Raw genomic sequence first — 22,647 nt, forward strand, 5'->3', positions numbered from 1 at the left:
TGGTATCTGTTTAGCTCGATTTATTCAATCTTTTCTCAAATCCATTCGTTTCAGCAGACACTGACTTCTTACGATCACGATTTTATAAATCAGGGGTAAGGGTTATCGGAAAACTTCATGTAGTACCTTTAAAGAACGGATCTCCCCAAAAGGTGCGGTGTGATGCTGAAAGTACCTTAGCACCAACTCAAGTGCTTTAAGCCGCATACGACCAGAACTTTCCACAGGTGAATCCATCGGTCTCCTAATGAGTTGGGATATAAAATGGATCAGGTTTTCATCCCCTTCTATCATTTCAAGCTCCATACTGTGAACCAGCTTATCTCCATCTTCTACTCCGATACCCATATAAGGTAAGAGTTTTAGCAAAAAATGAAGGTGAAAGTTTTCAATACCGGTATTTAGCTGATCAAGAGTCTGTATAGAGTCTGAAAGAAAACCAAACAGCGCTTTATGCTCGTCATCCGGCTCATGGACCAGCAACTTGCTGAGCACCTCACAAAGAAATAGTGCAATAGTGCTTTTTCGGATATCCTGCTGCAGGCGATGAGTAGGTTGATAGAACTTATATTCGGAAAGTCTCTGTATGTCACGGTTCGGCTTGATATAGACAACCAGATCCAACAGAGAAAATGGCTGAAAGTACCCTATACTCCGTTTGGATCGTGCACTTCTGATGCCGTTTATGATAAATGATGTGAGCCCATAATCCTCTGTAAAAATCTGCACGATGATGCTCGTTTCCTGGTATTTCACATATTTGATTACGATACCACGAGTCTTGGATACCATTAGTTGAGCACAGCTATTTTTCCTATAAATTTTTCACTACCATCGCCGGAGGCGCTGAGGATTACATAGATTCCATCCGAAACCCTTCTGTTGTTGTAGTCTCGCAGGTTCCAGGAAGCTGTACCACCGTTCACCTTCAGTTCTCTGATCAACTTACCGTTTACATCGGTGATTTTCACATCAGCTCCATCTGCGATTCCTGAGATCCCGACAAGACCCATGTAACCAGGCCGCACGGGATTAGGGAAAATTTTTACATCCTGGTATGCCGGGGAAGGATTTGATGAGCTGCTTCGGTAGGAAACAAGTCCTTTGTCAGTCAGAATAAACATTTCGCCACTACCCGGATCGTAAGCAAACTCCCTTACCGTATTGGAGGGAAGGGGAGAATTTTCAATGGTAAAGTGATGGATTTGCTCTGAGATAGCTTCATCAAAGACAAAAACTCCCTCCCTGGTAGCCATCCATATCCTATTGCCTCCGTCAGTGGCAATAGCTGAAACCTGTTGGCCTTCAAAGAGGTCAAAACCTTCAAAAATGGGGCTTACTCCTTCGACCTGCTGGAATATAAATGATGCTTCACTGAAAAAAGATGGCCCTCCGGAGGTTGCTACCCATGCCTCATCCGAACGATTAATACTGATATCCTGGATATTAGCAGAAGGAAGGTTGTCATTGGCGGTGATCAACCGAAAGTCATCAGAATCCAGGTCCAGCGTGATTATGCCCCCTCCGTCGGCAGTACTTCTCGTGAGCCAGAGCACATTGTTTTGGGATAAGTTGATAGCTACAGGGTCATCTGTCCCTACATAGCTTTCAGGGTAGGCTGTCAGTTCACCATCAGTATTTAGGACGTACAGTGAATAGGAGCTATTAAAAGCAGGAATATAAAGCAGGTTGCTGACCGCCAGCTCCGGGATGATCACTCCCAGGCCGGATTTGCTGTCTGAGAAACCTGAAGTGTGATTCAGTATCTCTTGAGAAGCCTCATGATACAATCCAAACCCGATTGATGAAAAATATAGCTCCCCTCTGAAATTTGCAACATCGGAAATGTTATGAAAACCTTCAATCGCTTTTGTGGTCCAGGTGCCGTTCTCAAAAACACTGTATTGATTATGTGTTGTCTGCCCGAAGTAGTTAAGTGGAGCAGGTCCATAAAAGGTAAATGCTTTGTTGCCGGTGAATCGAATCTTACTGATCCCGTCAGCAAGAGGCCCATTCGGTGAAATACTTTCCCCCTCAGGGTCCAGTAAGCCGGTGGCCCTATCAACTACCCAAAAACCACCAGAAAAGATCAGGTCATTTCCTTCTGAGGTATTGCCAAGATCACGTATGATAGTCAGTTCAGATTGGGTATACTGGTAGATCTTTGTCGTGGTCAGGATGAATAAGCCATCCTCTTTTGCATAAAGCCTTACCAGCGGTTCGGTGATGCCGGTGGGCACTTCTTCCCAAGATTGATTTTGGAGAGTTACCAGAGACGTGTTGTTTTCTATGCTGTAGATCTGCTCTGCATAAACAGCAAAACCCTTGTACTCATTGTTTTCAGGGTTTTCGTAGTGAGTCCAGTTATTGAAGTCCAGCAGATTGTCGTCAAGTGCCCCCCACTGTATCCCCAGGTTTGTTATTGCAAATAGATCTTCGCCTATGACTTCCGTTTCAAACACTGTGACATCCGTTCCATCCGGGCCTATTGAACTATATGTGTCCGTTATCTCCTGCAACTCCAGGTTTATCACCAGGATACCGAAGTTTGTAGACAAAAAGGCGTTTCCATTATAAAAGGATACATCTTCAATTTGCTTGTCGCCCAGTTTGTTTGTCTCATTTATTTCTCTGAGTGTGACTATTTCATTTTCTGTCACCAAATCCACCAGCCCTGATGGGTATCCAATGACCAGTGTCCTGCTGTTTTGGTCGTATTCAAGTGCAGAGATACCTGCATCAGAGAGTCCATCGGTTTTGTTGATGGGGTTGAGGCTGTTATCGGTAAGGTCAAGTGAAAACAGGCCGTTTTCTACTGCGCAGAAAATTTTATCTTCACTTTTAGTGAGTAATCGTCCGTTGGTATAGCTAAAATGAGTCCTCCAGGAATCCAGGGGAATATTTTGTGCCAGCAGACAGGAGGAGAGTAAAATGGTAAATAAACTACTTATGCATTTTTTCATAAAAACATCTTCTGCAAAGTGCTTCGTAAATATCTTTCTCTCCTAAAACGACCGTTTGTTTGCTTTTAGTCCTTCTGTATGAATAAGATGCTATTTTACCGCATTGCATACAGATGGCATGCACTTTAGTGATATATTCTGCAATGGCCATCAGCTGGTCCATGGGGGCAAACGGCTTCCCCATAAAGTCCATGTCCAGGCCGGCAATAATTACTCGTTTTCCTTTGTTAGCAAGCTCATTGGCCACATCTACGATAGTATGATCAAAAAACTGAGCCTCATCTATTCCTATCACTTCACAATGATCAGCCCTGAGCAGAATGTCGTTGGCAAAATTTACAGGAGTGGAATGAATTTCATTTTCATTATGTGAAACAACTTTCTTTTTTGAGTAGCGCTTGTCCACTACCGGCTTGAAGATTTCCACCTTTTGCTGAGCAATCAGCGCCCGGTTCAACCTTCGAATGAGCTCCTCAGTTTTACCTGAAAACATTGAGCCACAAACTACCTCTATCCAGCCGGATCCGCGTAATGCCTGATTGCCAATATGTGGTTCTAAAAACATCTATTTGCTATAATCTAAGTGTGGCAACTTATAAAGTTCCGGGACCCGAATCGTTATATCATCACGTACTTCTGCCTGGCAGGCAAGTCGCTCACTTTCCTGTAATTTGCCCAATTTAATAAATCTCTTTTCAGCTTCGGTGATTTCACCCAGATGCTTCCATCCGGAAACGATGATTGCTTTACAGGTAGTGCACCTTCCCTTTCTCCCACAGGCGTGCATCCAATCTGTTTCGCTGAGTAAAATATCCAGAAGTTTTTCCGTTTTAGCTTTGCAATGAATAGTTTTACTATGGAGGTTTTCTATAGTTACTTCTGGCATTTCTAATTTTCCAAATCTTATGCAAAGGAAACTAAACGAGGAATTTATTAAAGAATACAGCGCGCAGTTTTCTGAAAAAATCACCTCTAATTTTTTTACGGACAAAAATGAAATTACCGGGAAGGAGATCCTGAAGGTGACCCCATCCAGGCAGGTCAACTTTTTCATACTTAAGATCCTCTTTGGAAAGTGGCAGGAAGAGATGAAAAAGCTGGAAAGCCCGTACTTCAATTATAGAAGTGCAGAAGTGAGAAGGGCCATGGTGGACTTCATGAACACCCTTTCGCAGCATATTGAGGTAGGAGGGGATTACTTTATCACGCTGGCTGAAGAAGCCGTTGAGAGTACGTTGAGGCTCCTGGTTGATCCTGCCGGGTTTCTTGAGAAAGAGTTTGAGGATAAAAAGATCTCCTCGGTTACTGCCAAGGTGACCAAACCGGTTTTCAAGTATATCAAGCTTCATAAATCAGAACTCGAAGCTTTCTTTAATGAGCATGAAGGTGAGAATATTGACGAGTTTTTAGAGGAGGCCGCTTCACATTTTTATGATCCGGAGGCGAGCGATTCGCTGAACGATGAGCTCAGATTGCTTTCAGAAATTGTTCCAATCAATTGGGAAAACCTTTTGGTAAGCGATGAGCTATCAGGGGAGGAAAACACTGACTTCCCGATTGATGAAGATGAGGAGGATGTCCCCGGGCCGGATGCGGATGATATTGTGGATGAACCTGAAGCAGATGAGCCTGAGGAGGAATCCGGGGATCAGGCCAGTTGGGACCAGGAAGTAGAATCAGAAGGTGATACCTTCGCCTCTGAGGAAGCTTTTGATGAAGAGGATGACTTTGAAGAAGATGATGACTTTAAAGAGGAGGAAAGAGAAGCGCCAGCATCAGAAACAGAGGAGGAGCCTGACGATGCTGATAAGCTGGATTTTGACGGGGAGGAATCTGTAAATGAGCAATATGCCTCTTCACCCTCTACTCTCAATGACAAGTTTAGCTCCGGAGAGGAGAAACAGACCGTAGCGGACCAGCTACAGAAGAAGAAAGTCACCAATATCATGGAAGCCATCTCCGTGAACCACCGATATATGTTTACCAAGGAGCTGTTTGATGGAGATCGGGATGCTTTTAATACTGCAATTGAAAAGGTAGAGGCTAGCGAATCATTCGATGATGCAGTGGAGCTGCTGGTTCAGGACTTTGCCCGGGAGCGCGAGTGGGACATGAATAGCGATGAGGTCAAAGAACTGCTAAAATTGGTTTTCCGCAAGTTTCGTTAGAGTTTGCGTTATGGGGTGCGAAGTTACGGGTTTGCGGAGGTTCACACCGATCACCGATTGCTGATCAACGTTTTACTGTTTCACCGATCACCGTTCACTGATTAGTTTCATACAGGTTGCGAAGTTTCTCAATCAATCCCAATGGACTACCACCTTTGCAGGACCTGCATCCTGTGAGCATCCAGCTTCAGGAAGGAAAATAGCAGGATGGTGAACCCCCAAAGTGAAGATCCTCCGTAGCTGAAGAATGGCAGAGGAATGCCAATAACCGGAAACAGACCAATCGTCATAGCTATATTCAGCGCAAAGTGAACAAAAAGTATAGCTACAACTCCATACCCATAGATCCTGGCAAAAGTTGATTTTTGGCGCTCTGCCAAATAAATAACCCGTAGGAAGAGGGTTACGAAAAGGGCTACCAGGACGAAGCAGCCAAACCAGCCTTGTTCTTCGCCAATGGTGGAAAAGATGAAGTCGGTGGTCTGCTTGGGAACGAAATCAAACTTCGTTTGCGTGCCCTCCAGATAACCTTTGCCCGTCAGTCCACCAGAACCGATAGCGATTTTGGACTGAGTCACATTCCACCCAATCCCAAGCGGATCAGCATTGGGATTAATAAGGGACATTACTCGCTTTTGCTGGTGTGGCTTGAGGACGTCCGTCAGGATAAAATCCACACTTCGGATAAACCCCCCGGCCAGTATTCCTGAGATGATAACTATGGCCACTTTTGATGGTGATTTTGCAACCAGGCCCAGAGCAAGTAACGTTACCACCACGGTACCGATGAGCAATACCATCTGACTCACAAGTAATGTTAGTAAAAACAAAACCACCACACCAACCGCTACAATAAGTATAACCGGATGCATACCTTCCCTGAATAGGACCAGTACCAATCCGGAAAAAACCATTGCAGTACCGGCATCTCCCTGGATGATGATAAGTAAAACGGGCAATAAAAAGATCATAAACCCAATAGCCTGGGTTTTTAATGCATTGGTTTTTCGAGTGGGTTTGCTTAGAAACCTGGCCAGAGCCAAAACGGTGGCAAATTTTGAGAACTCTGATGGCTGAAACTTAAAGCTGCCAAGCTGAAACCAGCTTTTAGAGCCTGCAACTTCCTGTCCGAATATCAAAACTCCAATAAGCAATAGGATGATAGCTCCGTAAATGATATAAGAAAAGGAACCGTAAAACCGAAAGTCCAACATCATGATCACGGCAATTAATATAATGCTCGTTCCTATCCATATGAGCTGACGACCGGCGCTGGTACTGAGGCTGAAGATACTGAGTGCCTGATCAGGATCGTATTCGGCTGCATAGATATTGAGCCACCCGCTGATCACGAGAATCAGAAAGATAAAGGCAGTAAGCCAATCAATTCGATATATCAGCTGATTCTCCCTCATTGGCTGCAATTATAGGTTTTTCAGTTGTTTGATCGGCGGTGTCTTTCTTGACTTCCTTTTTCTTAGGTTTAGGATCAGCAAAGTCTCCTTTGAGTACATACTCCTCTACCCAGGGGCGGCTAATCTCTCCTTTGATGTATTTTTCGATAACGAGGCTGGCAGTGCTACCTGCTGCTCGTCCACCCCACCCGGCATTTTCCACGTATACTGCGATAGCAATCCGGGGATCATCTTTAGGTGCAAAGCCCATAAAGCCGGAATGGTCCTCACCATGCGGGTTTTGTACAGTACTTGTTTTTCCACAAATGGGTAGATCCGGGATAAAAGCCCTTCTTCCGGAACCTTCCCGTACCACTCGTTCCATTCCGTCGATCACGTATTGATAATGTATGGAATCAATACCCGCATTATTTTTTTCGAAGATAAGCTCTGGCTCCCCGTCGATTGATTTGACAATGTGCGGTGTATAATAAAAGCCCTTATTGCCAATGATGGCGCCAAGGTTAGCCATTTGGAGGGGTGTTACCAGCAGCTCCCCCTGCCCAATACTCAATGAGTATACATTTGAAAACTTCCAGCGATTGGTACCATACACTTTGTCATAGTACTGAATGTTTGGTACAAAGCCAGCTTGCTCATTTGGCAGGTCTATTCCCAACGGACTTCCCAGTCCAAATCCGCTGACATAATTATGCCACCGTTCCATCCCGATCCTCGAATCTATGTACATATCTTCATGCTCGTTTTGCAGGATCATCCTCCTGTAGATCTTGTACATATAGGTGTTGGAAGAATAGGTAATGGCCTTTTCTATATCGTAAAGTCCGGGAGGTGCAAGATCCCCCATCGGCCCCCCATCGCACATGATTTTTTCGTTTGGAGTAACTACCCTTTCCTGCATGGCTATAAGTGACTGGACAGTCTTAAACATTGAACCAGGAGGATATTGAGCCTGAAGCCCCCGGTGAAAGAGTGGTTTAAGGCTATCTTTTTCAATTTTTGTATAATTCTTACTCACATCACGACCGCTGAGCAGATTGGGGTCATAAGATGGCGTGGAGACCAAAGCCAGGATCTCTCCTGTTTTTGGGTCAAGGGCTACCAGGCTGCCGACCTTTCCGGCAAGGAGTTTCTCAGCATACTGCTGGATCTCCGTATTGATGGTCAATTTGATGTTTTTGCCCGGGATGGATGCCGTATCGTATTCCCCTTCTCTGAATTCACCTTTAACGACTCCCTGTACATTGACAATTTTATAGCGTACCCCGCGCTTTCCCCTCAGGTACGATTCGTATTGTTTTTCCAGACCGATTTTACCAATATAATCACCGGATTTGTAGTAGTTGGTGGTGTCACGTCGCAGATCAGTCCGGTCTACCTCGGCCATATAGCCCAGGGTGTTTGCGAGGATGCTTTGGGGGTATTCCCGCACAGTACGCGGGAGCACATAATATCCTTCATAAGCTACCATCTTATCCTGGACCCGGGCAAAAAGCTCATTGGGCAGCTGTTCCATAAACTTTGAAGCCAGAATAGGCGAATATTTTTTGGCCCTGGCAAACTTTTCCTCAAACTGCTGATGGGTAATACCCAGCAGGTTACAAATGGCTGTTGAGTCTCTCAGGTTAGCCTCTTTTGGGACGATCATCAGGTCATAAACGGGAGTATTGTAAACGATGAGATCCCCAAACCGGTCATAAACCAAACCCCTAAAAGGATAGTCTACGATTTTTTGGATGATGTTATTTTCAGCTGCAAGCTTGTACTCGTCATCTACCACCTGAATGGAAAAGAGCCTGATCGAGAAGATCAAAGCAGAGAGAATAATAATTGCCTGTATGATGAGACTTCTTCCGTTCATATCCTTCTACCTCTGGGTGCTGTTAAAAAAACCAGCGCAAAAACAATTATAAAACTGTATATGGTGCTTAACAGAATTTTGGAAAATAAAAATCCAAAAGCGGAGAATCCACCATTTTCTACAGTAAAAATAATCAGGTGATGGAAAAGGATCAGCGGCATCAGGTACTTTAACGACCCCCAGATGCCAAGCTCATTCCAGTCGAGGTATACGTCATCATCGGAATTGCCCATCACCACGTCATACCAGTAATCTTTGATGAAGGCTATAAGTACGCAAGCCGAAGCATGTATGCCAGGTGTATTGGAAAAAATATCTATGATCAATCCGGACAGAAAGGCAATTACCATTGTCCAGCTACGGCTTAAGTCATACGGCAAAAGCAGAATGAAACCGATATAAAAGAACCCAAAAGCTTTATCAAACAGGATTGTTTTATAGAGCAGGGGGATCTGTATGATCAAAAAGATGATCAGGTTCAGTGCTTGTTGTATGTAATTAACCCTGATCATTGGATCACCTCACTTTCCATTTCCAGGCTATCCTGCTCTTCTTTTAGTTTGTTTTCGATCAGGTACACGTAATGCAATGAGCTGAAATCTACAGCAAGCTTTACTTTGGCAGCATAGAATACGTCGTTTTCTTGTAGGCTAAAATCGCTGATGGTTCCTATCATAATTCCTTCCGGGAAAACCGCATTGTAGCCTGATGTGGTCACAGTGTCTCCTTCCCTGATTTGAATATGTCGCGGTATGTATTTTAGTTCAGCTTCCAGGTGAGACTGACCATCCCATTGCACGGTACAAAGGGTATTTGTTCGCTGTATTGAGCTTGAAATCATCAGGTTTCTGTGAAGAAGTGAGGTGACCGTTGTAAAATGTTTGGAAACCGACTTCACTTGCCCGACAACCCCCAGTCCGGATATCACACCCATCCCTGGTTCTACTCCATCTTCTGCTCCTACATCGAGGGTGAGATAATTCATAGATCGGCGAAAGGTATTATTGATAACCTTGGCATCAAAGAAAACAAACGGAGACTCACTGGTATCTGTGTTTACCAGGAGGTTGCCTCGATTTATTTTTGCCAGCTGCGATCGCAGCAGAAGGTTCTCATCTACCAACCGCTGGTTGATTTCTTTGAGCTTGAAATAGTCACTGGTGTTGCTGGAGACGTGATTTATACTTGCAACAAGCGCATTTGAGGAATTCAAAAATGCCGCATTGTAACGATTGTTGTATACTATAATGAGCCACGCACAGAATCCTTCCAATAACAGAAATAACCCGAAGGTTCTAAACCGATAAAGGAAGTTAAATAATCTCTGCATTCAATCTTTAGGTCATTAATACCGCTTTGTATTGATTAAGGTTTTTGAGGGACAGACCCGTGCCTCTTACTACGGCTCTCAGGGGGTCCTCAGCAATATGGATAGGAAGTTTCGTCTTCATAGAAAGCCTCCGATCCAAACCTCTTAAAAGAGCACCTCCTCCGGTCAGGTAGATGCCGTTATCGTAAATGTCCGCTGATAGCTCAGGTGGCGAGATTTCCAACGCTTTGAGCACTGCCTCCTCAATTTTAGAAACAGACTTATCAATGGCGAAAGCAATTTCCGAATAAGAGATCTTGATCACCTTTGGGATACCCGTCATCAGGTCTCTCCCCCTGATTTCGTAATCCTCGGGTCCATCATCCAACTCCGTGAGTGCAGAACCTACCTCAATTTTCACACGCTCTGCTGTACGCTCACCTATCAGCAGATTATGCTGGCGTCTCATGTAATCCAGAATGTCTTTATTGAAAGAGTCACCCGCTACGCGGATGGACTGATCACAGACGATACCACTCAAAGCAATCACAGCGATTTCCGTAGTTCCTCCCCCGATATCCACGATCATGGAGCCAACAGGCTGCTCAATGTTGATACCTATACCAATTGCCGCAGCAATGGGTTCGTGGATCATGTAAACTTCTTTAGCTCCTGCATGCTCGGCAGAGTCCCGTACAGCTCGCTTTTCCACCTCGGTAATTCCTGAGGGGATACAGATGACCATGCGGTGAGAAGACGGCATCCATTTTTTGCTGCCATTATCGATCATTTTGATCATTCCCCGGATCATATGCTCTGCCGCATGGAAGTCGGCAATTACCCCGTCCTTCAGCGGACGGATGGTTTTTATGTTTTCGTGAGTCTTCTCGTGCATCTGCATTGCCTCACGGCCGATCGCCAGGACTTTGTTGTTATGCTTGTCAATGGCAATGATTGACGGTTCGTCTACCACGATCTTATCCTTGCTGATAATGAGGGTGTTTGCCGTACCCAGGTCGATGGCAATATCACTGTTAAAGAAATCGAAAAAACCCATGTTCTGTTCGCTGTATTTTGGTCGGGAAAGTTACGAATTTAGTATCTATTCCTTGGTTTTACTAATGTTTAAAATGTCTCGTTCCGGTAAACACCATAGAAAGATTATTTTCATCACAATAATCGATAGAAAGCTGGTCTTTTACAGATCCACCTGGCTGAATAACCGACGTAATTCCAGCTTTATGAGCAATCTCCACGCAATCAGGAAACGGGAAAAAAGCATCAGAGGCCATTACTGCTCCGTTAAGATCAAAATCAAATTTCCTGGCTTTTTCGATGGCTTGTTCCAGAGCGTCTACCCGTGAGGTTTGGCCTACGCCACTTGCATAAAGCTGACCATCTTTAGCCAGTACGATGGTGTTTGACTTGGACTGCTTACATACTTTGGAGGCAAACAGCAGGCTTTCAACTTCCTCAGCTGCAGGTGCCTTTTTGGTGACTATTTTCAGGTCTTCTTTGCTATCAGTAATGTAATCATAATCCTGTACCAAAGTACCATTCAGCATGCTTTTATAGGTAGTTTTTCTATCCCAGGATTTTTGCAACACCAGTAAGATCCGGTTTTTCTTTTGTTTCAGAACTTCCAGCGCCTCATCTGAAAAAGATGGGGTGATCAGGATCTCAAAGAAGAGACTATGCATAGCTTCTGCTGCTTCTTTTGTAACCTCTTTGTTGGTGACTAAAATTCCCCCAAAAGCAGAAATGGTATCGGCAGAAAAAGCTTTTTCATAAGCGGTTTTCACATCATCAGCCAGGGCGACACCACAGGCATTGTTGTGCTTCAGGATGGCAAAAGCCGTCTCATCTCCAAATTCTCCGATCAGCTGAATGGCAGCCTCAATATCTACAAGATTATTGTAGGAAATTTCTTTACCATGGATCTGCTTGAAGTATGGTTTGGAATCCTCGTAAAAAACGCCTTTTTGATGCGGGTTTTCGCCATAGCGTAAAACCTGTCCGTTTCCGGCGCTGATTTTGAATGAAGGAACTGCTCCATCACCATTCATGTAGTTGAAAATTGCAGAGTCGTAGTGCGATGAAGTATCAAACGCCCTGGTGGCATAAAGCTTACGGTCTGCAAGCGATGTTTTGCCTTCCTGTGTGTTTAGCAGATCGAGAAACTCATCATAATAATTTCTGGAACTTACAATGAGGACATCTTTGAAGTTCTTAGCAGCACCCCTGATGAGGGCAATTCCTCCTATGTCTATTTTCTCAATAATGTCTTCTTCACTTGCTCCGCCCGCTACCGTTTCTTCAAAAGGATAAAGATCAACGATCACTAAGTCAATAGGAGGGATCTCGTATTGTTCTTTTTCTTTTTGATCTCCTTCATGATCCCTGCGATGCAGAATACCTCCGAAGACTTTCGGGTGTAATGTCTTCACCCTGCCCCCGAAAATGGAAGGGTACTCTGTGATATCTTCTACCGCAGTTACAGGGATGTTTCTTTCTTCTATGAATTTCTGTGTACCTCCGGTGGAGTATAGCGCTACGCCTAGCTCGTGGAGTTTGTCAACTATTGGTCCGAGACCATCCTTATAAAAAACTGAAATTAGTGCTGATTTGATCTTTACTTCACTCATGTGCCTGAAAATAAGCTGCAAAGCTAAAGATTTATCAACTTTTCTCAAGTGGTTTTTCGTATGTAATCTGCTACTATTTCAGGAAAGTGTTTGTATTCTAATTCGTGGATTTTTTTTGCCAGGGTATCGGGGGTATCAGTAGGGGTAACGGGACATTTTGCCTGGAAAAGTATCCTTCCCTCGTCATAGTTTTCATTGACCAGGTGAATGGTGATTCCTGACTCTGGCTCCTCACTCTCAATAACAGCCTGGTGAACATAAGCGCCGTACATGCCTTTTCCACCAAATTTCGGAAGAAGCGCCGGGTGAATATTGATGATTTTATCAGGGAAAGCTTCGATCAGATACTGGGGGATCTTCCAAAGAAAACCTGCCAGGATGATATAATCAGCTTTGTAAGCTTTAAGGTTATTAAGGAAGGGTGCAGACCTGAAGCTTTCCCGGTCAAAGACTTCACACGGGATATCCAGTCTTTCTGCCCGGTCAATGACAAAGGCTTTTGGGTTATTACAAAAAACCGCAGAGATATTGAGGTCCTTTTCTTGTTCGTACGATTTTATAAGATTCTCAGCGTTGGATCCGCTTCCGGACGCGAAGATCACTAGGTTTACAGCCATGGTTTTATCATTATCATGCTCAATAAGCCCGTAAAGATGACAATGTTTGTGAAGTTTCTCAGCATTTTGAAATCAGCATGACGATCAGCACGGACAAGCTTGTAAATAAACCAGACAAAAAGCGGCAGAAGCAGAGAGAAATATCCAATAACGATCCAGTTGTTGATAGTGACTAAAAATGAGATCAGGACAGCCGAGCTGGCAAATGCTACCAGGTAGATAAAAATTTTGGCTCCCCGTATCCCCCAGATCACCGGAATGCTCTGACAGCCCACAGCAGACTCACCTTTTACATCCTCAATATCCTTGATGACTTCACGGATCAGGATGATGGCCATCGCGAATAGTGAATAAAGGTATACCAGGGTTTCATTCCGGCCCATGTAAACAGGAACCAGCAATAGTGTAAGGCTCGTCAAAAACGCAATAACCAGGTTTCCCAGCAAAGTCAGACGTCTGAGGTAATTGGAGTAATACCATAAACCGAAGGCGGAAAAAATGTGAATGACACCAATTTTAATGTCCAGATAAAAACCCAGGCTAATGCCGAAAAAGGTGAGAACGAGGTGAGCCAGGATGGCCAGCCTGCGTCTGAATTTTATACCTACGATCACCCTGTCGGGCCGGTTGATCATGTCAATTTTCTGATCAAAATAATCATTGATGATGTACCCGCCTGCTGCAATCATCACGGTACTGCAGATCATGAAAAAAAAGCCAATTGAAAAAATGGCTTCTTCCTTCCCGGAATAATCATCCACTAAGAAAATAGCTGTAAAATACTGGGTTGCTCCAATGATGATCAGGTTGGGGATTCTGCTGGCCTGCAGAAAGCCGATAAAATCATATTTCAGGAGCTTTTTCAAAAAAAGGTTGTTTACTAAAGGAGTTAATATTATCCTTAATAACAAAGAAACGACTTTTATCACATTTAATGTAAAAAGTGATATTAGGAAATGCTTATTATGAGCAAGAGCAGACACGAATTAATCTCCCCGGATTAGCTTACTATGTAGCATATAAAGCTGTTTTAAATCCTCATCCTCTAACACCTCCAGATGCCTATGCATCACCTCATGGTCATTACGGATAGCAGGTCCTGTCTGGGCTTTTTCAGGAGTTATTTCCATGGCCTTTTCTACAGTCTCACAAATCAGGTGTTTGAAGTCTCCGAGCTGAAGGGGGGAATTTTCTAGAAGCTTGTCTGCTATCGTAAAAAGATTGTTGGTGAAATTAGATGCAAAGACAGCTGCCAGGTGTACTTTGAGTCGTTCCGGTGAGGTAAGTCTGTAAATTTTGGGCCCAAGCTCTTCTGCCAGGCGTTGGATCTCCGTCAGCGTTCTTCTATCCGACCCCTCGATCAGGATCGGAATTTCTGAAAAATCAACTGTTTTCTTTTTGGTAAATGTCTGAAATGGGTAGAGTACACCGTGTGATGAGCTCTTGCCTTTAAAAATTTCCATATCAAGTGCTCCACTGGCGTGTAAAAGAATGGTATTCTCAAAATTATATTTCTCCAGCACTTTGGAAACCTGCTTATCAGGAACCGCAAGGATCACAAAATCCTGGTCAGAAACAAGATGACTATCATCAAAAATGAGTGAAAATTCCTTGCCAATCTCTGAACAAAAAGATTCTCCTTTTTCCCGTGAGCGGCTCACAATGGTGATATGATGTCCTCTATTACTAAATCGATCAGCGAGGTGGTAAGCCACATTTCCAGTACCAATAATGGTGACCTGATATCGGTCAGACGACTCTTTAGAATAGGATGTTTTTAATTTTGTTTGCTTTCTCATAGTTAAGGACAATCGTCTGACGATGTATGTAGTGGTCGGACGACTCTTCGAAAATCACGTTTTTAATTTTGTATGTTCCGGGTATCGATCTAAAAACAGTCGTCCGACCACTGCTGACGTCCAACGACCACCACTCTGAAACGTTGCCCGACCACTTGCTCTAGAAAATTGATTCGTAATAGTTCTCAGGGAGAATACTCTCCGAAAAATTCTGAAATGATGCTGAATTTGGGAGGTCAAGTAGTTCGATGGCTTTCTCACATTCACTTATCCCATTCTTTCGCATAGCAGTATAATCTTTAAAAGAAGAGTATTCCCAATCACCCATTTGTTCAACAAGGCCCGCCTTCACAGGATTTTGATGGATGTAATTGAGACATATAAGGGCATATTCATCGGATTGAATTTCTTTCGTTTTCGATTTTTGTTGAAAAAGGGATCCCGTTCTTCCTTCTTGAAGATTAATGGCTCGGGTGTAGGAACTTAATATAATTCGATAGTTTTTAACAAACCCATCTTTATTAAAATTATCCTCTGTACTGATCATAAAATGAAAATGGTTTGGCATAAGGCAATACGCGAAGATATCTGAATAAGGAGTTAGTTTTTGTCTGACTTTCTTCAGAAAGAACCGGTAATTCGAATCCCTGAAAAATATTGGCTGACGGTTATTCCCTCTGTTGTATAAATGAAAAATCGAATTGGGATGGAGTTGCATAATAATACATTTAGTTGTCTGACGATGAGCTGGAAATATATAAAAGGCATAGCGTTCGGACGACGGTTTTTTAATGCTAATATGTAGTGGTCGGACGACTTTTCGAAAAAATTACGTTTAATATTGTGTTTCGGGTATCGATCTAAAACAGTCGTCCGACCACTACCGACCCTCGGCCAAAAGACTCATTCCATTCCTTTATCCCGCATTTTTTTAAATTCAGAATATCTGCGAGATATAGCTACGCCGAAACCAATTACAAGTAGCAACGTCCCCAGCCAAAGGACATTGATCCATGGTTTAGCAACAGCTTCAATGATAATCCAGTCTTTCTGAGTAGTGCTTAATCCAAAAACAAAGGCATTTTCTTCAGGGTGAATAGATTGGATGGTTATTCTGGAAGCTAAGTCATTGACCACATCAGGAATACGACCCGCCATATTGTCCTTGATCACGTAGATTGGTTCTGCCAGGTACGTTTTTTCCTCACCTTCTATTTCTATAATAGCTTTCACCGCGACATCATTTGGTCCTAGAGTAACATTGGGAATGTTCCTTACGGGTAGTATCTCCTTAAATCGCGCCACATAATCATTGATAAAAAACTGTGATCCCGGTGACACAGTGATCTCCTCAATTTCACTCCATTCGGTTTCCTGCTCAGGGTCCGGGAAGGTCCTTACATGCGTGTATAGATCGGCTTTCAGCGTTCGGTTGATGTCCGGAGAGTAGACAATCATATCCATGGTCTCGTTGACCTGGACTCTGGGATATAGTGTAAACTTTTCTCCGTTCAGTTTTTCATATTCCACCTCGAAATAGCTGTTTTCCGGGTTGATGATGCCAACGGTATCTCCTGCCTTTAGCTCTTTTCCGGAGCTGGTTTTTGTATCATTTTCGATGATCAGTTCCAAAGGGTTTGAAGCTCCCAGGACGTCATTGGCATCCACATACCCATAGTCCGCAGTAAGTTTTCTCAATCCCTTGTAGACCATAGAGTAGTCGCTCATCTGGCGAGGTTCATTCAGAAAAAGCAGCAGGTTGTTTTGGTTGACCTCATCGGGAAACTCTTTACTCCAAAGAAGACCGGTATTATTTTTTGAAAGTATTTTAGAATATCCGGACGAAAACAGAATTCCAATAAGCATGAAAGCAACGCCTATGTGGGCAATCGAACCCCCCGAGAGCTTGAAGTTTGATTTTGAAACGGAGATCAGGATCTTTCCATTTGCTACAATGGAGTAAACTGAGGCCGTCAGTAGTAGCATGTACCAGATGTCATGGATCTTGCCTATAACGAAGATCAATGCTGAAATGATCAACGCCAGAAGTACGGGAATGGTAAGGGCCTCTTTCAGCTTCTTTTTGTCCATTTTCTTCCACCAAAAGAACTGACCCGTTCCGGATAAAATGGCCAGTGCGATCGCAAAATAGAGCTGAAACTGAGAATAAAAAGCAATCTGGTCAGCCGGAGGAGCAATATTGGATGTACCTCCAAATGCAGACACCAGCTCATTCCAAACCGGGATGGATGTAGGCAGAATAACCTGGAAAGCCATAAGACACAGAATGGTGGCTCCCATAAATATCCAAAACTCACGAGAGTATGCTGAAACTTCCTCATCACCGCCCGGGAGTTTTTTCCAGGATCTAATGCATAGCCAAGTGGAGAGCCCAATGAAGACAAACAGGTATATCAGTAGTTGTCCTGAAAGTCCCAGATCTGTGAATGAGTGTACACTCGCATTCCCCAGAACTCCACTTCTGGTCAGAAATGTAGAGTACACAATCAGGACATAAGTAGCTATTACCAGGAGGATAGAGGCTTTTAATGCACTCGCGTTTTTCTTAAAGGCGATCATGGTATGGATGCCAGCTACCAGTACCAACCAGGGCACATAAATGGCATTTTCGACCGGGTCCCAGTTCCAGTAGCCACCGAAGTTGAGCGTCTCGTAAGCCCAGTATGCTCCCATTAATATCCCTACACCCAGCACGGCTGCTGAAAATTGTGCCCACGGTAAAGCAGGTCTTATCCATTCCTTAAACTTGCCCGTTATAAGTCCGGCAATGGCGTAAGCAAAAGGGATCACTGTGGTGGCAAATCCGAGAAACAATGTAGGTGGGTGGATCACCATCCAGTAGTTCTGCAGCAAAGGGTTTAGTCCACGGCCATCTTCAGGTACAAAGTTTGGGTCCACGTCAAAAATGGGGTCATTTACCACATCACGGAGCAGCAAGAAAGGAGAGCTGCCAATTTTCACATCAAAAATCACTACCCCAAGGATCATAGAGACCAAAAAGACCTGAGTGAAAGAAAACACGGCCATCAGAGATGCTCTCCAGGACTTATTGGTATGGATCAGGATCAATCCTAATAGGGCGTTCCAAAACATCCACAGTAAGAACGAACCTTCCTGACCATTCCAAAAACTGGAGATCTGATAATAAACTGGTAATATTTTGGAGGTGTAATTGTAAGCGTAATGGTATTCGAAATAATGATTGCTGATGATGGTGAATAGCACTGCGACGATACAGAAGATCGAAGCAGCATGGATATAAAATGCCCACCTTGCAAAGTCATCCCACTTTTTATCAGACTCATCTAAGCCGGTGGGGTTTATGCCTTTGGCAAATGCGTATGTTGCCAGAAGAGCAGAGACAAAAGCAGTGATGACCAGAAAGTGGCCGAGGTTTCCAACAAAGAGATGAATCATAATCGCTTAGACATTTACTCCTTCTTCCTGGTATTTGGAAGGACATTTAAGGAGTATTTTTTCTGCTACAAAATTGCCGTTCTGGTAGGATCCCACCACCACCACTTGTTCTGATCTTAGAAAATCAGTAGGCATGGGGTTTGGGTGAAAAACCTCCTGCGTCACATTGTTTTCATCAACCATTTCAAACTTGAAAGATAGCATATCCGGACTGGTTTCTATCCCTACAACTTCCCCTTCTGCGTTTTTCTTCAGCGTACCAACCACATGGATCTTATTGCTGTTTCCGCCTTCAGCCAGCTCTTTTGCTTCTTTAAAAGTGACATAGGCACTGGCATCGCCCGCAGTGGACATAATTACCACAATAGCCACTGCGATGATGATAATTCCTAAAATGTGACTCTTTTTCATTCTTATCACTTTTTTATCTCTTCTTCCAGTTTTCTAATCTTTTTGTCAAGCCTGAATAAATAAACAAACAGACCAGCCAGAATGATCAAAATAACGGCCAGCACTACATAGATCTTTCCATCTGCCCTAAAAGTATCGGCCATTGGGATTTGGGCCAGCAAGTTGCCAAAACCAACCGCTTTTATCCATGAGAAGTTCACTAATAGATATATGATCTTAATCATCTGCTTTTTCTGATAATATTTTTAATCGAATTTTTTGCGTAGCAATCCAAAAACCCAACAAGGTCCACCCAATAACTGCAGGATAAAATACCAGTCGCAAGTTACTATCCAGATCGTAAGCATTAAAACCAGGGTTACCACCGCTACCAGGGTGCAGGCTATCGGTCATTCTTGGCAGGATGAAGAGCAATGGGATCAATGCCGCAAAAGCGAATATGTTATACACTGCTGAAATCCTGGCTCTTTGCTGCTCGTCCTGGATGGATCCTCTCAGAATGAAGTAAGCAAAGTAGATCAGCAAGCCGATGGCTGAAGCATTTTGCTTTGGGTCACTACTCCACGGCTCACCCCAGGTAAAAGTAGCCCAAAACATTCCGGTAAGCATTCCCAGGATTCCAAACACAGTACCCACTTGCGCCAGCTGATTGCTGTAGATGTCGTTTTTTGTATTGCCGTTGGCCAGGTATCTGATGGCTTGAATTACCGAACCTAAAAACAGGAAAAGCATCCCAAACCACATGGGCACATGAAAATGCAACACCCGTATGGTCTCATTGAGGATAGGTAGCCGGGGGACAGTAAAAAGCAGGCCACCCACAAACACATACCCTAACAAAACTACTGCCAGCCATTTCCACCAATCTGTCCGCAACAAATAATCCATAACTAAGATTTCCAGGTAAAAGGAAACAAAATATAAGTCAGCGCAATGATAATAATATTCACGCTCAGGAGTGTAATTAAGTTCCCCGAGATGTCGCTTAATGCCCCTCCTAAAACAATCACCTGAGAATTGGATATAGCCAATATCAGCATGGGAATGATCACCGGGAAACCAAGGATGGCCATCATGACCGCATTGTTGTTGGTTTTCGAAGAAATAGAAGAGACCATGGTAAAAGCTGAGGAAAGGCCCACAGATCCCAGTACAAGGTTTAGGATAAAAGCGCCGGTAAGCATGTCAGGGAAACCTAAAAACAAGCTAAAAAGGATCAGGGAAAGGCTCACCAGGACCAGCTGATAAAGATTATAATAAACCAGTTTTGCTACAATAATGCTCTCCGGTTTTATCAGGTGAAAGTAATACAGCGTGCGGTCATCCTCCTGGGAAAAACTTTTTGCCACAGCATTGATGGAAATAAACAGCAAGATCAGCCAAAACAAGGCATTCCAGGTTTCCCATTCAATAAATCCGGTAAAAGCCATGTATGAAGTGACGATCAGCGAAGTGATGTATAACAAAATTCCCGCTACAGGATACCGGGTACGCCAGTCTATTTGCAGGTCTTTATAAATTAGCCACTTGATTTGGGTAATCATCGCGCAAAATTACTTACTAAACGATTACTTACCCCCTGGTTTATTTGTAAAAAGCCAGAATTGCTTCTAGCATTGTAAAAACTGATCAGAATTTGAATAAGGAAAAACCGATTTTAGTTACCGGGACAGCGGGTTTTATTGGGTTTCATTTAGCAAAACGGTTGCTGGATGAAGGATTTGAGGTAGTAGGTATAGATTGTGTGAATGATTACTACAGCGTAGCCTTAAAGGAAGACCGCATTAAAATCCTTGAATCATCCGGAACGTTTACATTTTACCGGTTTAACCTTATTGAAAAGGAGCAATTGATGGATGTATTCCGGAATCATGCTTTTGATTATGTAGTAAACCTGGCGGCTCAGGCAGGAGTGAGGCATTCCCTGACCCATCCGCAGGACTATATAGATGCGAATATTACCGGGTTTCTGAATATTTTGGAAGGCTGCCGGTATTTTGAAATTAAGCACCTGGTGTTTGCATCATCCAGTTCCGTATATGGTGCCAATACCGAAATGCCCTTTTCAGAGCATCAAAGCCTTAATCACCCATTATCACTTTATGCCGCGTCTAAGAAGTGTAATGAATTTATGGCGCATGCTTATGGAGTTAATTTTGGTATACCTACCACCGGGTTGCGTTTCTTTTCTGTATACGGACCATGGGGAAGGCCTGATATGGCCCTTTTTCTATTCACAGAAGGAATATTGAAAGAGAAGCCTATTGACGTCTTTAACCAGGGAAAAATGACCCGGAATTTTACGTACATTGATGATGTGGTGGAAGGTGTTTTTCGGCTCATAGGTCACGTGTCTGAGCCCAACAAAGAATGGGACTCTGACCATCCGGACCCTGCCACCAGCTATGTGCCGTATCGTATCTTTAATATTGGCAACAACAAGCCTATCGATCTGATGCAATTTATCCAGCTGATTGAGTCAGAGATTGGGAAGAAAGCCAGGATCAACTATTTGCCCATTCAGAAGGGAGACGTGCCGGCTACATTTGCAGATGTATCAGAGTTGCAGAAGGCGGTTGGTTACAAGCCTTCTACAAGCATAGAAACGGGGATAAAAAATTTTGTAAGCTGGTACAGGGATTATTATAATGTATAAATCATGCCATTAGTTAAGTTCCACCTGTCCCTCTTTGGAGAGGGATTAAGGGAGAGGACTTATAGAAACCTGCTTAACTTAATGTCATTAATGTTTAAATCATGAAAAAGATTTTAATCACCGGGGGTGCAGGATTTATCGGGTCACATGTAGTCCGTCGCTTTGTTCGGAATTATCCCGATTACCAGGTAGTCAATCTGGATAAACTGACGTATGCCGGAAACCTGGAAAATCTCCGGGATGTGGAATCGGCTCCAAACTATACCTTTGTTAAGGGAGATATTTGTGATAAAGCATTTATAGAAAAGCTTTTTCAGGATGAGCAATTTGACGGGGTGATCCACCTGGCAGCGGAGTCCCATGTGGACCGGTCCATTAAAAACCCACTGACTTTTATCGAAACCAATATTATAGGGACCGTCACATTGCTAAATGCAGCCCGCGAAAATTGGGGTGATTTCGGAGGAAAGCGATTTTACCACATTTCTACAGACGAGGTTTATGGTTCTTTAGGGGATGAGGGCTTCTTTACGGAGAAGACACCCTATGACCCTAAGTCTCCATATTCGGCATCCAAAGCATCATCAGATCATTTTGTAAGAGCATACCAAAACACCTACGGTTTGCCTGTGATCATTTCAAACTGCTCTAACAACTACGGGCCGTATCACTTCCCTGAAAAGCTGATCCCTTTAACCATCAACAACATTAAAAATGAGAAGACGATCCCTGTTTACGGGAAAGGAGAAAACATCAGGGACTGGTTATATGTAGAAGACCATGCACGGGCTATCGATGTGATTTACCATAAAGGAAGAACAGGCGAAACTTATAACATCGGGGGGTTCAATGAATGGAAAAACATTGATCTTGTAAACCTCCTTTGTGATATTATGGACCGGAAATTAGGAAGAGCGGCCGGAGCATCCCGGAAGCTTATCACTTTCGTGAAAGACCGGGCAGGCCATGATCTCCGCTATGCCATTGATGCCACTAAGATCAAAAATGAGCTTGGCTGGGAACCGTCACTGCAGTTTGAGGAAGGGCTGGAAAAGACGGTAGACTGGTACTTAGCTAATGAAAAGTGGCTCAGTGATGTCACATCGGGGGATTATAAAAACTACTATGAAGAACATTACGCTAATTAGAGTTGAGAAACAAAAAATGAATTTCATATTAACATTCCCCTTCACCCCTTTTTCTAAAGGGGAATATTGGTATTTTTTGTTTCTCTTTTTCTCACTAAGCTTACTTTATGGACAAACACTAGTTAGTCTAAATTTGAACTTTTTTAAATCTCAAATAAAATAGTAAATAGCTAAAGGCTAAAAGCCAACAGCTAACAGCTAATGTTAGTAGGCAGTA

Annotated in this window: 22 protein-coding genes; 3 read left to right on the forward strand and 19 right to left on the reverse strand. The window is 43.4% G+C overall.

The window, feature by feature from the left end:
* Positions 1-102: 102 nt before the first annotated feature.
* From recO to AC3E9V_RS02110, 4 genes are read right to left on the reverse strand one after another with little or no spacing between them, the layout of a single operon-like run.
* Entirely contained in the window at positions 103-792 is a 690-nt protein-coding gene (recO, locus tag AC3E9V_RS02095) for a DNA repair protein RecO (RefSeq protein WP_488751530.1), read from the reverse strand.
* On the reverse strand, positions 792-2,963 hold the full coding sequence (gene porZ, locus AC3E9V_RS02100) for a type IX secretion system anionic LPS delivery protein PorZ (protein WP_488751531.1): 2,172 nt from the start codon (positions 2,961-2,963) through the stop codon (positions 792-794). The genes recO and porZ overlap by 1 nt, the downstream gene beginning before the upstream one ends.
* Complete coding sequence (locus AC3E9V_RS02105) at positions 2,944-3,528, reverse strand: thymidine kinase (protein WP_488751532.1); 585 nt, start codon at positions 3,526-3,528, stop codon at positions 2,944-2,946. The genes porZ and AC3E9V_RS02105 overlap by 20 nt, the downstream gene beginning before the upstream one ends.
* A complete protein-coding gene (locus AC3E9V_RS02110) occupies positions 3,529-3,849 on the reverse strand; it encodes a 2Fe-2S iron-sulfur cluster-binding protein (RefSeq protein ID WP_488751533.1) in 321 nt (106 codons plus the stop codon).
* Between the two features lie 19 nt (positions 3,850-3,868).
* On the opposite strand from AC3E9V_RS02110, the gene AC3E9V_RS02115 reads away from it, so the two are divergent.
* Positions 3,869-5,131 carry a DUF8457 domain-containing protein gene (locus AC3E9V_RS02115; RefSeq protein WP_488751534.1) on the forward strand — a complete coding sequence of 421 codons (1,263 nt, stop codon included), beginning with the start codon at positions 3,869-3,871 and terminating at the stop codon, positions 5,129-5,131.
* Between the two features lie 146 nt (positions 5,132-5,277).
* On the opposite strand, the gene rodA is transcribed toward AC3E9V_RS02115, so the two are convergent.
* The 15 genes from rodA to AC3E9V_RS02190 form a co-directional block, all read right to left on the reverse strand.
* On the reverse strand, positions 5,278-6,546 hold the full coding sequence (rodA, locus tag AC3E9V_RS02120; RefSeq protein WP_488751535.1) for a rod shape-determining protein RodA: 1,269 nt from the start codon (positions 6,544-6,546) through the stop codon (positions 5,278-5,280).
* Positions 6,515-8,407: a penicillin-binding protein 2 gene (mrdA, locus tag AC3E9V_RS02125; RefSeq protein WP_488751536.1), complete on the reverse strand. Its 1,893-nt coding sequence runs from the start codon at positions 8,405-8,407 to the stop codon at positions 6,515-6,517. The genes rodA and mrdA overlap by 32 nt, the downstream gene beginning before the upstream one ends.
* Entirely contained in the window at positions 8,404-8,919 is a 516-nt protein-coding gene (locus tag AC3E9V_RS02130; RefSeq protein ID WP_488751537.1) for a hypothetical protein, read from the reverse strand. Before AC3E9V_RS02130 ends, mrdA begins: the two co-directional genes overlap by 4 nt.
* Positions 8,916-9,737 carry a rod shape-determining protein MreC gene (gene mreC / locus AC3E9V_RS02135; RefSeq protein ID WP_488751538.1) on the reverse strand — a complete coding sequence of 274 codons (822 nt, stop codon included), beginning with the start codon at positions 9,735-9,737 and terminating at the stop codon, positions 8,916-8,918. Before mreC ends, AC3E9V_RS02130 begins: the two co-directional genes overlap by 4 nt.
* 7 nt (positions 9,738-9,744) lie before the next feature.
* Complete coding sequence (locus AC3E9V_RS02140; RefSeq protein ID WP_488751539.1) at positions 9,745-10,773, reverse strand: rod shape-determining protein; 1,029 nt, start codon at positions 10,771-10,773, stop codon at positions 9,745-9,747.
* Between the two features lie 61 nt (positions 10,774-10,834).
* The gene (gene purH / locus AC3E9V_RS02145; protein WP_488751540.1) at positions 10,835-12,361 is read right to left on the reverse strand and encodes a bifunctional phosphoribosylaminoimidazolecarboxamide formyltransferase/IMP cyclohydrolase; all 1,527 of its coding nucleotides are present in this window, start codon (positions 12,359-12,361) and stop codon (positions 10,835-10,837) included.
* Between the two features lie 44 nt (positions 12,362-12,405).
* A complete protein-coding gene (gene purN, locus AC3E9V_RS02150) occupies positions 12,406-12,978 on the reverse strand; it encodes a phosphoribosylglycinamide formyltransferase (RefSeq protein ID WP_488751541.1) in 573 nt (190 codons plus the stop codon).
* Entirely contained in the window at positions 12,969-13,844 is an 876-nt protein-coding gene (locus AC3E9V_RS02155) for a geranylgeranylglycerol-phosphate geranylgeranyltransferase (protein WP_488751542.1), read from the reverse strand. The genes purN and AC3E9V_RS02155 overlap by 10 nt, the downstream gene beginning before the upstream one ends.
* A gap of 120 nt (positions 13,845-13,964) precedes the next feature.
* Entirely contained in the window at positions 13,965-14,777 is an 813-nt protein-coding gene (locus tag AC3E9V_RS02160) for a Rossmann-like and DUF2520 domain-containing protein (protein ID WP_488751543.1), read from the reverse strand.
* Positions 14,778-14,937: 160 nt separating this feature from the next.
* Positions 14,938-15,495: a transposase gene (locus AC3E9V_RS02165; RefSeq protein ID WP_488751544.1), complete on the reverse strand. Its 558-nt coding sequence runs from the start codon at positions 15,493-15,495 to the stop codon at positions 14,938-14,940.
* 185 nt (positions 15,496-15,680) lie between these two features.
* Positions 15,681-18,215, reverse strand: a complete 2,535-nt coding sequence (gene ccsA, locus AC3E9V_RS02170; protein WP_488751545.1) for a cytochrome c biogenesis protein CcsA — start codon at positions 18,213-18,215, stop codon at positions 15,681-15,683.
* A gap of 6 nt (positions 18,216-18,221) precedes the next feature.
* A complete protein-coding gene (locus AC3E9V_RS02175) occupies positions 18,222-18,626 on the reverse strand; it encodes a cytochrome c maturation protein CcmE domain-containing protein (protein ID WP_488751546.1) in 405 nt (134 codons plus the stop codon).
* 5 nt (positions 18,627-18,631) lie between these two features.
* Positions 18,632-18,850: a CcmD family protein gene (locus AC3E9V_RS02180; RefSeq protein ID WP_488751547.1), complete on the reverse strand. Its 219-nt coding sequence runs from the start codon at positions 18,848-18,850 to the stop codon at positions 18,632-18,634.
* Positions 18,843-19,502: a cytochrome c biogenesis protein CcsA gene (gene ccsA / locus AC3E9V_RS02185; RefSeq protein WP_488753689.1), complete on the reverse strand. Its 660-nt coding sequence runs from the start codon at positions 19,500-19,502 to the stop codon at positions 18,843-18,845. Before ccsA (AC3E9V_RS02185) ends, AC3E9V_RS02180 begins: the two co-directional genes overlap by 8 nt.
* Positions 19,503-19,516: 14 nt before the next feature.
* Positions 19,517-20,170 carry a heme exporter protein CcmB gene (locus AC3E9V_RS02190; RefSeq protein WP_488751548.1) on the reverse strand — a complete coding sequence of 218 codons (654 nt, stop codon included), beginning with the start codon at positions 20,168-20,170 and terminating at the stop codon, positions 19,517-19,519.
* A gap of 92 nt (positions 20,171-20,262) precedes the next feature.
* On the opposite strand from AC3E9V_RS02190, the gene AC3E9V_RS02195 reads away from it, so the two are divergent.
* A complete protein-coding gene (locus tag AC3E9V_RS02195) occupies positions 20,263-21,282 on the forward strand; it encodes an NAD-dependent epimerase (protein ID WP_488751549.1) in 1,020 nt (339 codons plus the stop codon).
* A gap of 101 nt (positions 21,283-21,383) precedes the next feature.
* Positions 21,384-22,430: a dTDP-glucose 4,6-dehydratase gene (gene rfbB / locus AC3E9V_RS02200; protein WP_488751550.1), complete on the forward strand. Its 1,047-nt coding sequence runs from the start codon at positions 21,384-21,386 to the stop codon at positions 22,428-22,430.
* Positions 22,431-22,647 lie beyond the last annotated feature (217 nt).

This window comes from Marinoscillum sp. HNIBRBA16962 (genome assembly GCF_057801515.1).

Excerpts from the sequence above, each read along its gene's own strand:
- AC3E9V_RS02165 (WP_488751544.1), bottom strand. The coding sequence starts at position 15,495 with ATGCAACTCCATCCCAATTCGATTTTTCATTTATACAACAGAGGGAAT.
- purN (WP_488751541.1), bottom strand. The coding sequence starts at position 12,978 with ATGGCTGTAAACCTAGTGATCTTCGCGTCCGGAAGCGGATCCAACGCT.
- mreC (WP_488751538.1), bottom strand. The coding sequence starts at position 9,737 with ATGCAGAGATTATTTAACTTCCTTTATCGGTTTAGAACCTTCGGGTTA.
- AC3E9V_RS02175 (WP_488751546.1), bottom strand. The coding sequence starts at position 18,626 with ATGAAAAAGAGTCACATTTTAGGAATTATCATCATCGCAGTGGCTATT.
- rfbB (WP_488751550.1), top strand. The coding sequence starts at position 21,384 with ATGAAAAAGATTTTAATCACCGGGGGTGCAGGATTTATCGGGTCACAT.
- porZ (WP_488751531.1), bottom strand. The coding sequence starts at position 2,963 with ATGAAAAAATGCATAAGTAGTTTATTTACCATTTTACTCTCCTCCTGT.
- AC3E9V_RS02190 (WP_488751548.1), bottom strand. The coding sequence starts at position 20,170 with ATGATTACCCAAATCAAGTGGCTAATTTATAAAGACCTGCAAATAGAC.
- AC3E9V_RS02130 (WP_488751537.1), bottom strand. The coding sequence starts at position 8,919 with ATGATCAGGGTTAATTACATACAACAAGCACTGAACCTGATCATCTTT.
- AC3E9V_RS02160 (WP_488751543.1), bottom strand. The coding sequence starts at position 14,777 with ATGAGAAAGCAAACAAAATTAAAAACATCCTATTCTAAAGAGTCGTCT.
- mrdA (WP_488751536.1), bottom strand. The coding sequence starts at position 8,407 with ATGAACGGAAGAAGTCTCATCATACAGGCAATTATTATTCTCTCTGCT.
- purH (WP_488751540.1), bottom strand. The coding sequence starts at position 12,361 with ATGAGTGAAGTAAAGATCAAATCAGCACTAATTTCAGTTTTTTATAAG.
- AC3E9V_RS02180 (WP_488751547.1), bottom strand. The coding sequence starts at position 18,850 with ATGATTAAGATCATATATCTATTAGTGAACTTCTCATGGATAAAAGCG.
- AC3E9V_RS02110 (WP_488751533.1), bottom strand. The coding sequence starts at position 3,849 with ATGCCAGAAGTAACTATAGAAAACCTCCATAGTAAAACTATTCATTGC.
- ccsA (WP_488751545.1), bottom strand. The coding sequence starts at position 18,215 with ATGATTCATCTCTTTGTTGGAAACCTCGGCCACTTTCTGGTCATCACT.
- AC3E9V_RS02105 (WP_488751532.1), bottom strand. The coding sequence starts at position 3,528 with ATGTTTTTAGAACCACATATTGGCAATCAGGCATTACGCGGATCCGGC.
- AC3E9V_RS02115 (WP_488751534.1), top strand. The coding sequence starts at position 3,869 with ATGCAAAGGAAACTAAACGAGGAATTTATTAAAGAATACAGCGCGCAG.
- recO (WP_488751530.1), bottom strand. The coding sequence starts at position 792 with ATGGTATCCAAGACTCGTGGTATCGTAATCAAATATGTGAAATACCAG.
- rodA (WP_488751535.1), bottom strand. The coding sequence starts at position 6,546 with ATGAGGGAGAATCAGCTGATATATCGAATTGATTGGCTTACTGCCTTT.
- AC3E9V_RS02140 (WP_488751539.1), bottom strand. The coding sequence starts at position 10,773 with ATGGGTTTTTTCGATTTCTTTAACAGTGATATTGCCATCGACCTGGGT.